Source organism: Rheinheimera baltica DSM 14885 (assembly GCF_000425345.1).
Lineage (GTDB): Bacteria > Pseudomonadota > Gammaproteobacteria > Enterobacterales > Alteromonadaceae > Alishewanella > Alishewanella baltica.
In genome coordinates this window covers 162,720-172,836 of sequence record NZ_AUDG01000007.1, presented here as the reverse complement: position 1 = coordinate 172,836, position 10,117 = coordinate 162,720, and the positions used below count along the sequence as shown (strand labels likewise).

The window sequence follows — 10,117 nt, the reverse complement described above, 5'->3', positions numbered from 1 at the left end:
TGTTCTTTAACGTGATAGCGAAACGCTATGAACAAGGCAGTGTTATTGTGACCAGTAACCTGCCATTCTCGCAATGGTCAACGGCATTCGCTGATGATCAAACCTTAACTGCGGCATTGCTGGACAGGCTGTTACATCATGCGCATATCGTACAAATCAGCGGAAATAGTTATAGGTTAAAAGGCAAAAGAACAGCGGGTGTCATACCGGCAGCAGAAAGTACGTTAAGTTGAAAAGAAGCCAGGGGTGGGTCAAATTTAGATTACCGTTTTAAGCGGTAAGTGGGTCAAAATTGGATTGCCGTTGACAATTCAAAGTTTACTGCCACGGGTGAGCGATTGCTTAGAAAGTACGTGCCGAACTTCATTCCGTTTAGCGATCGGATATTCAACATTGCTGCATCTTTTTTTCTTTTGATCTATGGCACTTACGGGCTAATGGTCAATGATATCTATATTCCTGGAAAGCGCAGTCGCGGCATACATTTCTACGATGAAAATGCCATTATGGTATATGCGGCGTTCATCTGTGCTTCAATAGTAATGATTTCAGTTGTTATAGATCACTACGACCAGAGGGATAATGAGCATAGGTATAAAGCCGTTGGACGGTTCTTCAAAATATCTGGTTGGGTACTATTTTTTATTGCATGTGTACTTTCCTTATTCGTGCCCCATGAAGGCGCATAATAAATTTATTCAAGCAGCGCTTAACAGCGTGCGCTTTAAAGGCGTAAACAATTCAATGAATACAGGAAGATAAATGCCACATTTTATAGTTGATTGCGCAGTTGAAATATTAGAATGTCACGCTGAAGAATATATAGCTGAGCAAATTTACTTGGTTGCTGTTGCATCTGATTTGTTTGATAGCGGAGATATTAAGGTCCGTGTAAATCCTTATAGCAAGTATATAGTGGGAGGGAAACGTGAGCTTTTCATTCACGTTTTTTCGAGCATTATGCAAGGTCGCACAATTGAGCAGCGAGCACAGTTATCACATTCGGTTGTTGAGAAATTAGTTGCACTGTTTCCGCATGTGCCAAATATTGCTATGAATATCAGTGAGTTTGAAAAAGCGACTTATTGTAACCGGGGTATGCTTTAATAAGCATTGCTAAACCGCGCCGTTTCATTCGGCCAGTTTGTGGCCAGGACTTCAACAGCGACGCCGTTTTACACGCCATATTTGGACGTTAAGATTTTAGATATGTATTTTAAATTACTGCTTTTATTCATCATTTGGGTTAGTCCTGCGCTTGCATCTGAGTATCGTGTTGTTACAGATCCTGACAGGCAAAGAGACATTCCCATTCACGTTAGCTTCCCGCTGGATGCGTCGGTCTGTAATGTTGAAAATCGATGCCCTGTTGCTGTTCTAAGTTCTGGTTATGGCGTGGCTTTCGATAAATATTCATTTATTTCAGTTATCTTGAATAAAGCTGGCTATCTCGTTGTTGCTATTCAGCATGAATTGCCAGGCGATCCCGCACTTGCTGTTACAGGTAACCTTTATACTGAACGAAGTGAAAACTGGAAACGGGGCGCTGAAACCGTAAAGTTTGTTCGCAGCAAGTTGCAGTCAGAATTTTCTGACTTTGATTTCAATAGATTAACCTTAGTTGGTCATTCGAATGGCGGTGATATTTCCAGTTGGTTGATTAATGAAGGTGTGGATTTTGTTGAGACACTAATAACCTTGGATCATCGGCGGGTTCCATTACCCAGGGGGGAAGTGCCCAATGTTTTTTCTATTCGCGGTAGTGATTATCCGGCGGATGAAGCGGTGTTGTATACAGATCGAGAAAAAACGATGCTCAATGCGTGTATTGTGCAGATCGCAAATTCCAAACATAACGAGATGACAGATTTTGGCCCTGATTGGCTTAAAACTTCAATAACAAATGCTTTGCTGGGGTTTTTATCTGGTAAATGTAATAGTTCGTATAAAGCTTAACAATTAACTCTATTGAAGGCCGTTGTTTCTGCCTGAGACGATGATGTATACTCGCGAGTTTTAGTAGCGGCCTTGAGCGTTACATGATTCAGGAAATACCTAATGTATAAATTGTTAGTCTGTGTTTTGTTAATATCGAGTGTAACGGTTGCTGAAGACATTGACTTGGTCTCAGAGAGACTAGAGGTTATAAACAAGCTAAAACATGAAATTTCAGAGCAGTATGTTCTTGAGGAACAGATTCCAGCAATATTGAGTTCATTAGAAACCTTATCTTCGGCTGAAACACTGCAGCAGGCTTTTAGTCATCAAGATTTTGCTGATGTTATTGATATAAAATTAAAAAAATTTGATAAGCACTTTAGCTTTTCGTGGCAAGCAAAAAAAGAAGCAGCGACGAAACAACCGTTAGAAAGTTATTGGGACAGGCTTGAACGCAAAAATTCAGGTTTTAATAAGGTTGAAATTTTAACTGGTAACGTGGGTTATATTGATTTTTGGGGCTTTGATAAAGTAAACGATGATTCAACCTCGCGTGTAGCTAAAGTGATGGCGATGGTGTCTGAGGTGAACGCGATAATATTCGATGTTCGCAATAATGGTGGCGGGCATCCCGAGATGTCTCAGTTACTTAGTAGCTACCTATTCAAAAACAGGACGCATTTGAACAGTATTTATTGGCGTTATTCTGACCAAGTTGATGAGTTTTGGACCTTCAGAAAGGTTAAAGGCAAAAAAATTGCCGATATACCTATTTTCATATTAACGAGTAGTAAAACATTTTCAGCTGCGGAAGATTTTGCTTATAGTTTACAAAGTTTAAAGCGAGCGGTAATTGTTGGTGAGGTGACAGCTGGCGGTGCTCATCCAATGCGTTTTATAGACCTTAGCAACGGGTTTATTGCGGGTATTCCCTATGGGAAAGCAATAAATCCGGTAACGAAAACTAATTGGGAATGGGTTGGTGTACAACCTGATTTAGTTACATCAGCACAAAGTGCCTTTGATCTTGCATACTACACGGCGCTTAACACACTAATAAAAACAGAATCGAGCGTTGCCGCAAAGCATGAAATAGAGAAAAAAATTGAAGAGTTGACTATGACGTTGTATCAATAAAGGCCGCTGCTCATAGCCTCCAAATGGCATTAAAATACCATAGCTTGAAACATCGTGCTTTGCTTGGAGCCTGAGATGACAAAATATGTAATACAGCCATTAAATTCGCGCTTTTCGGTCGCGGTGCTTTGTGTCTCACGGCTGTTTATGGCAGATGTTATTTTTCTGCCGGAGTAATAAATGGAATTTCTTGATCACCCTATAGCATTGATCATCGTCGGCATTCTTAGTTTCCCTGTTTACAAAACACTGGCTAAGGTTTTTTTCGGCGAGAATTATGAAGATCTGGCTGAAACCATCAGATTTGTGGCAACAGCAGATTGGTACTCACTGTTTAAAGGCAGGTTTTGGGAAGACTGGGATGCCACAATGAAATTTAATATTTTCATTGCCTTATGCTTTGGTTGGGTAGCCGCAGTAACTGAGATCTTGGCAAGATACATACTGTAATAATAAAGCGTGCCTGTTGGTGCCTGCAGCCGCTAGACTTGGATTAAGTTGTGCATGGAGTTACAGAAAACGGATATGAACAAGAGAGCGTATATGAGGCGATCTTCGTGATTACATTTAGGCCCGTAAAGGATTTGGCTAAAGCTGCACGTTATACTCTGACGAATATGAGACCCTATTACGAGCAATATTCCGTTGAGTGGGATGAAGCACAGATTGAAAAAATGACACAAGCACTGGTCAACCTAGATATTTTGCTTGCAGGTGAGCCTGTAGGGGTTATTAGATTGTCCTTCGACAGTGAAGGGGCTTACCTGCGAGATTTGCAAGTCGATCAAAACTACCAGAATAGAGGTATTGGTGCTTACGCACTTGCAGAGGCAAACCGACTAGCCAAAGTGCAGAGCGTTCAGGTGCTGCTTAGAGTGTTTAAACATAGTCCAGCAGTTAATTTGTATAAACGGCAAGGTTTTAATATAACTCGCGAAGATGAGCGGTTTTATTACATGAGCCGAGCTGTTAGCTAGCAAACAATGTTGCCGGTAACATGGCATTATTCTATATGGTGTTTGTGCTTTGTCTTTCGTATAGCATATTAAAAATCTACCAGCTAAAGTGCCGCATTCTGTTACCCTTAACCCGAAAGTAAACAATAAAAGTACGTCTTTATGCCCTCAGAAAAACACAAGATGCTTAGCGGGCAGTGGTATAACCCGCTTGATAAAGCGCTAAGTGCCGAGCGCCTTGCATCGCGCAAGTTGCAGCATCAGTTTAACCATAGTTCGCCTGAAGATGAAGCAACGCGCAGGGCGGTGGTAAAACAGTGGTTACCTAACACGGGAAAGCATTTTTACGTTGAGCCACCATTTTATTGTGATTATGGCTACAACATTAGAACCGGCAGCAAGGTATTTTTTAATTTTAACTGTGTGGTGCTGGATGTGGCGCCAGTAGTTATTGGCAGCAACGTGTTTTTTGGCCCGGCAGTGCAAATTTATACTGTAAACCATCCCCTGGATGCCTTAAAACGACGCACTTTGCTGGAGCAGGCTTTGCCGGTAACCATTGGCAATGATGTGTGGATTGGCGGTGGTGCCGTGATTTTACCCGGCGTAACCATAGCTGATGGCAGCGTTATAGCTGCAGGTAGTGTGGTCACTAAAGATGTGCCGACGGGGGTACTGGCTGGTGGCAATCCATGTAAAGTAATTAAAGCCATAAATGCGGTTGATTGATATTATCCAAGTAAATTTAATGTAATTATTTGGTGTTAATCTGGTATTCAGCACTAGCCTGTAACTATAATCGGCGCAGAATCGGATTATAGGTACCTAACAATGAAATTCTCTCATAGTGTTATTGCAGTAGTCTTACTCGTGGCATCGCAAGCGAATGCCTGTGGTTTCAGGTTAAGTGATGGCAAGTTACTTAAATGCGGTATGTCACGCATCGAACTGATATCACTGGCCGGTGAGCCGCTATTTAAAGATATAGAAACCCTTGGTGTTGGTAGCGGCAAGCCGGTAAAAGGCGAAACGATAGAAACTTGGTCTTACAGGCTTACCGGTGATATTGGCGGTGATTATTTGCTTAGTATTATGTTAACCGGTGGGAAGGTATCGGCGATACATCGCAAGCAGCAGGGCCGTATTTGATACGTTAACGCGATAGCAGATACAAATCGCCCAGTGTCATTGCGTTTCCACCCAGTTTAAGTTGGCTAAGCAGCAGCAGCGCGCAACTGTACGCATCTTCCAGCGCGTGATGGTTTGCCATTGGCGGCAAACCATGGCGTTGCAGGCAGCTTGGCAGTTTTAACGCATCATGTTTTACCACTTTGCCCTGACGCAGTAAGCGTTGCCATTCTATTTGCATGGTATCAATAAATTTAAACCGCGGCGCCTTACCAAAACAGCGTTGACAGGCAAAGCGCAAAAATTGCTCATCCATTTTGCTATGGTGGGCAACAAACACATAACCGGCATACTGGTTTAACAGCTCTGTAAGAATATCGGCTATGTCGTGCGCTGATTTAAGCTCTCTGTCGTGCAAGCCATGATAAATGGCACTTTGCCCCACACTTACCGGGCTATTAATCAGATAATGTCGTGCTTGCGCTAAGACAATTTCTTGTTGGTGTATTGGTACCCAGCCAATGCTGACAATATGATCTTTACGCGGATTAAGGCCGGTTAACTCTAAATCCAACACTAAAAACGGGCTGTGCTCAACCAAGGTGGTCGCCGCCGGAAACGGCTGACTAATAAAGCGATTAACCACAGCATTGATTGCTGTGTTTTGACGAAACAACCAGTTAAACATTTACATGTCCCGACAAAAGCGGTGTTTCAGGCTGCTTTGTGCATCATTAATTACGGCAAAGCTGTCTTTAAGCTGATGGCGTGCCAGGCCGGAGACGTCCATTGGGTCGAGTAAATTTGTCACATCGTGGCCTTGTTGCAGGTCGTGCTGATGCTTCTCCCAGCGCAGTTGCGCCAGTAAATCAAAGGCATCGTTGATGTTCAGGCTGTCTTTACTGTCTATTACACCTTTTTCGGCCAATTGTTGTAACCGGCGCCGTGTATTCACCTCTGTGATCCCGGCTGACAGTGCATAAACGCGCACCAGATCGGTAAGTAAGCTGATACCGCGTTTTTTTAAATCCAGGCCTTTTTTATGTTTTCCGTCTGCTTCCAGAATAAAGTTTTTAAAAAAGCCAAGTGGTGCAGTGCGCTGCAAAGCAGCTTGTGCCAGATGGTACAAAAACAAGGGAGCTTTTGCCGTACGTTGTAAAATGTCCTGCTGTAAGGCGTTAAACAAGCCTTTGCTGCCATCAATAACACGTAAGTCAAAAAAGATACTGGCTTTGAGCAGTGCTTCTGGTGTGGGCGTGGCTATCCAACGGGCAAAACGCCCCGACCAGCCTTTTAAGCTTAACCGTAGCTCAGGATTGGTTGCCATGATATTACCCGGACATAAAGTCACACCGCATTGCGCTAAGCCCTTACAGACAAATTCAGCCAGCTCAGAAAAATACTCGGCAACGGCGCCTGTGGGTTCTTTCTCCAATAGCAGTGCATTGTCCTGATCTGCGTTTAAACTTTGGTCCATTCTGGCTTGCGAGCCAAAGGCCAGCCAGCTAAATATGCAGGGAGCTTCACCTAATTTTTGTTGAGCCAGGTAAATTAGTCGCTGCGTTAGGGCGTCGGTAATAGTTGTAATTATGTGGCCCGCTTCGTGGGCGGGTACCTGTTGCTTATTTAATGTGATAGCAAGCGTAGCAATTTGCTGGCTGCAGCGTTCTAATCCATCAACGTCAGGCTGTCGATGGATCTCGCCGATAAGATACACCGGATGATCCTGTTGGCTTCGTATGATGTCGGTGGCACTTAGCATACCGCAGCAAATACCTTGCGCCATTACTGGTAAGTGGTGCACATTGTGTTGGCTCATCTGTTGCACGGCTTCATATAAATAAGCATGAAAATCAATACTGTGTGGTTGCCGTGTCATTACATGGTTAACCTGGGTACTGGCCGGTAACCCCAACGCGAGCACACGGTTACGTAAGTCGCGGTCGGTGATAATGCCAACCAGCTTATCTTGCTCTTCAACTAATAACGATGACACCCGATGGTCTGACATCAATTTGGCTGCGTCTTGTACGCTTTGCTCTGGCCGTATCGCGACTTTACGCTGCTGCACAACATCGCTAATTTTAAGCGTAAAACGCGAGCCTTGCTGTTGTTCACGGTATTGATGCAAACGTCGGCTAAACAGACGCTGAAAAAAAATATCAACATTTTTATACTGATAACGACATTGGTGAAATGCTTCAGCATCCAGCCAATAAACCAGGCCGTCTTCTTCACATCTTAAAGTGTCGTTGTCAGTTAAACGGGTTAGGAGTTGCTGATAGCCATAAAAGTCGCCAGCTTGCAGTTTGGTTAACAGTTTCTGTTGATCACTATACAACGCAAAAATTCCGGTGCGAACAATAAGCAACCGGTCACTGTTAACCTGCACCTTATCCCGCGCTTTGCAATACACCACATTAATGTGGCTGGAAAATTGCCCAAGGTTTGCCTCGCTTAGTTGGTTAAACGGGGTAGTCTGTGCAAGAAAATGAATAACGTCAGCAACTTCCATTCTGGCTCCGGTTACACCGAAATTGAATTCTCGTTAAGCCGCTTACCCAGTGCAAACGGCGGTTATTAATGCATCATCTGCGCTGAGCGATTGCCACTGAGCACTCAACGGAGCTGAACCTATTGGAATATCCAGCTGTTCTGTAAAATCTGCGCGTGCCATCTGGCCACAATGCAAAACTACTGGCACCCGTCGTGCCATCGCCCGACGTTCAAAAAAATACAAATCAACTAATTTTACGTCTGGGTTTTGTGTATTGGCTGACGCGTTAGCCACATCTGCAGCAATAAAGCGCAATGTTTGCGGGTATAAGTAACTCCAGGGACGCCAGGCCGCTTTTTGTTCGATGGCTTTAACCACAACCACGCCAGCGGGCAGGCGTGACGCTTGGTATTGATACCAGCTATATTCACCTTGAATTTGAAAGCCAAGCATAGCCGCACCGGCAAACACCGGAATTAACCAACGTGGTGCGCGGTTGCTGCTGAGTTTTCTCAGTAACAGTGCAATACCTGCGGCGCCAAGGCCTGCGAATACCGTTGCAATCAGTTCCCAAAGCATAGTGTTTTCCTGAAAAGGACGGGCTTTCACCGTGAAAGCCCGTCTCATTATTGTGGTCTTGCTTTAGCATGTAAAGCAAGTAGGTGTTTGATGCTTAGTGGTCTGTAGCAGCACCGGCACCTTTGGGGTAACGCACACTTTCAACCAATTCCTGGATGTGTTTTGGTGGCGCTTCAGTGGCAGACGATACCGCAAAAGCAACGGCAAAGTTAATCATTGCACCTATAGCACCAAACGACAGTGGCGATATTCCGTAGCCCATTGAACCAAACAACCAGTTATCCGGAGTATTGGCAAATGTTGCTGTACCTGGGATAAAGAACCAACCTAAGTACAAGAAGATATACAGCACGGTAGATAGTAAACCGGCTAACATCCCCGCTATAGCACCTTTGTTGTTAACGCGTTTGGAGAAGATACCCATCATCAGCGCCGGGAATATTGACGCTGCGGCGATACCAAAGGCGAGAGCTACCGTTTGTGCTGCAAAGCCGGGCGGATTCATCCCTAACCAGGTCGCAATAACAATGGCCACTGCCATTGAGATACGAGCGGCACGCAATTCACCTTTTTCACTGATATTGGGATTAATGGACCCTTTAATTAAGTCATGACTTACCGCTGATGAAATCGCCAGTAATAAACCTGCTGCAGTAGATAGCGCTGCAGCCAAACCACCGGCAGCAATTAAGCCGATTACCCAGCCTGGTAAGTTGGCAATTTCAGGGTTTGCCAGTACCAGAATGTCGTTGTTTACTGTTAACTCATTACCATTCCAACCACGCTCAGTTGCCGTTTGCTTAAATGACTCTGACTTGTCATTGTAAAGCTGAATACGGCCATCGCTGTTCTTATCATCAAATTTAATAAGGCCTGTGGTTTCCCAGTTTTTAATCCAATCTGGACGCTGGGCATACTCGATAGCATCAGCTGTAGTGCCAGCAGGATAGATAGTGGTTAAAAGGTTTAACCGTGCCATTGAAGCTACAGCTGGAGCGGTTAAATACAACAGCGCGATAAATACCAGAGCCCAGCCTGCTGACCAACGTGCATCTGATACCTTAGGAACGGTAAAGAAACGAATAATAACGTGTGGCAGGCCTGCAGTACCAATCATCAGTGATAAGGTAAATAGCACCATGTTCAGCTTATTCGATACATCACCGGTGTAGTCGGTAAAGCCCAGATCACGTACCACCATATCCAGTTTTTGCAGTAGTGGCATACCCGATTCAATATGTTCAGAGAACAAACCCAGCGGAGGTAAAAAGTTACCGGTAAGTTGCAGTGAAATAAACACTGCCGGAATGGTATAAGCAATAATCAGTACCACATACTGCGCAACCTGAGTGTAGGTAATGCCTTTCATACCACCCATAACCGCGTATAAAAACACGATGACCGCAGCAATAATAAGGCCGGTATCGCTTTCAACTTCCAAAAAGCGGGAGAAGGCAACACCTGCGCCTGTCATTTGACCGATAACGTAGGTTACCGAGGCAATGATTAAACAGGCAACGGCGACAAAACGGGCATTTTTACTGTAAAACCGGTCACCAATAAACTCGGGTACAGTAAACTTGCCAAACTTGCGTAGATAAGGCGCCAGTAGCATTGCTAGTAACACGTAACCGCCGGTCCAGCCCATTAAAAAGGTCGAGTTAGCGTAACCACCAGCAGCTATAAGGCCAGCCATTGAAATAAAAGACGCCGCTGACATCCAGTCAGCAGCGGTTGCCATACCATTCATTACCGGATTTACGCCGCCACCGGCAACGTAAAATTCTTTGGTTGAGCCGGCCCGCGCCCATATCGCAATCGCAATATACAACGCAAAAGAGCCGCCCACAAAAATCAAATTAATTGCAAATTGACTCATGAC

Annotated in this window: 12 protein-coding genes; 8 read left to right on the top strand and 4 right to left on the bottom strand. The window is 44.4% G+C overall.

The genetic code is table 11. From position 1 onward, the window contains the following. From H595_RS0104990 to H595_RS0104950, 8 genes are all read left to right on the top strand, one after another. Nucleotides 1-233, top strand: a 233-nt coding sequence (locus H595_RS0104990) for an ATP-binding protein (protein ID WP_027670212.1), incomplete at its 5' end; no start/stop codon positions are given. Nucleotides 234-762: 529 nt separating this feature from the next. After that, nucleotides 763-1,107: a 5-carboxymethyl-2-hydroxymuconate Delta-isomerase gene (locus tag H595_RS0104980; protein WP_027670210.1), complete on the top strand. Its 345-nt coding sequence runs from the start codon at nucleotides 763-765 to the stop codon at nucleotides 1,105-1,107. Nucleotides 1,108-1,209: 102 nt separating this feature from the next. Then, complete coding sequence (locus H595_RS0104975) at nucleotides 1,210-1,956, top strand: alpha/beta hydrolase (RefSeq protein ID WP_027670209.1); 747 nt, start codon at nucleotides 1,210-1,212, stop codon at nucleotides 1,954-1,956. Nucleotides 1,957-2,058: 102 nt separating this feature from the next. After that, nucleotides 2,059-3,075, top strand: coding sequence for a S41 family peptidase (locus tag H595_RS0104970; protein WP_027670208.1), 1,017 nt, complete (start codon nucleotides 2,059-2,061; stop codon nucleotides 3,073-3,075). A 180-nt stretch (nucleotides 3,076-3,255) separates the two neighbouring features. After that, nucleotides 3,256-3,525 carry a hypothetical protein gene (locus tag H595_RS0104965; protein WP_027670207.1) on the top strand — a complete coding sequence of 90 codons (270 nt, stop codon included), beginning with the start codon at nucleotides 3,256-3,258 and terminating at the stop codon, nucleotides 3,523-3,525. A gap of 50 nt (nucleotides 3,526-3,575) precedes the next feature. Then, nucleotides 3,576-4,052 (top strand): GNAT family N-acetyltransferase, encoded by a 477-nt coding sequence (locus H595_RS0104960; protein ID WP_240474827.1) that lies wholly within the window; start codon nucleotides 3,576-3,578, stop codon nucleotides 4,050-4,052. 141 nt (nucleotides 4,053-4,193) lie between these two features. Beyond that, nucleotides 4,194-4,760 carry a sugar O-acetyltransferase gene (locus H595_RS0104955; RefSeq protein WP_027670205.1) on the top strand — a complete coding sequence of 189 codons (567 nt, stop codon included), beginning with the start codon at nucleotides 4,194-4,196 and terminating at the stop codon, nucleotides 4,758-4,760. A gap of 102 nt (nucleotides 4,761-4,862) precedes the next feature. Then, on the top strand, nucleotides 4,863-5,180 hold the full coding sequence (locus H595_RS0104950) for a hypothetical protein (protein WP_027670204.1): 318 nt from the start codon (nucleotides 4,863-4,865) through the stop codon (nucleotides 5,178-5,180). 4 nt (nucleotides 5,181-5,184) lie between these two features. Here H595_RS0104950 and H595_RS0104945 read toward each other — a convergent pair whose 3' ends face one another. The 4 genes from H595_RS0104945 to H595_RS0104930 form a co-directional block, all read right to left on the bottom strand. Beyond that, nucleotides 5,185-5,847, bottom strand: a complete 663-nt coding sequence (locus tag H595_RS0104945) for an exonuclease domain-containing protein (protein WP_027670203.1) — start codon at nucleotides 5,845-5,847, stop codon at nucleotides 5,185-5,187. Beyond that, entirely contained in the window at nucleotides 5,848-7,674 is a 1,827-nt protein-coding gene (locus H595_RS0104940; RefSeq protein ID WP_027670202.1) for a DUF294 nucleotidyltransferase-like domain-containing protein, read from the bottom strand. Between the two features lie 42 nt (nucleotides 7,675-7,716). Beyond that, nucleotides 7,717-8,235 carry a hypothetical protein gene (locus H595_RS0104935; RefSeq protein WP_027670201.1) on the bottom strand — a complete coding sequence of 173 codons (519 nt, stop codon included), beginning with the start codon at nucleotides 8,233-8,235 and terminating at the stop codon, nucleotides 7,717-7,719. Between the two features lie 94 nt (nucleotides 8,236-8,329). Beyond that, entirely contained in the window at nucleotides 8,330-10,114 is a 1,785-nt protein-coding gene (locus tag H595_RS0104930) for a sodium:solute symporter family protein (protein WP_027670200.1), read from the bottom strand. Between the last annotated feature and the right edge of the window lie 3 nt (nucleotides 10,115-10,117).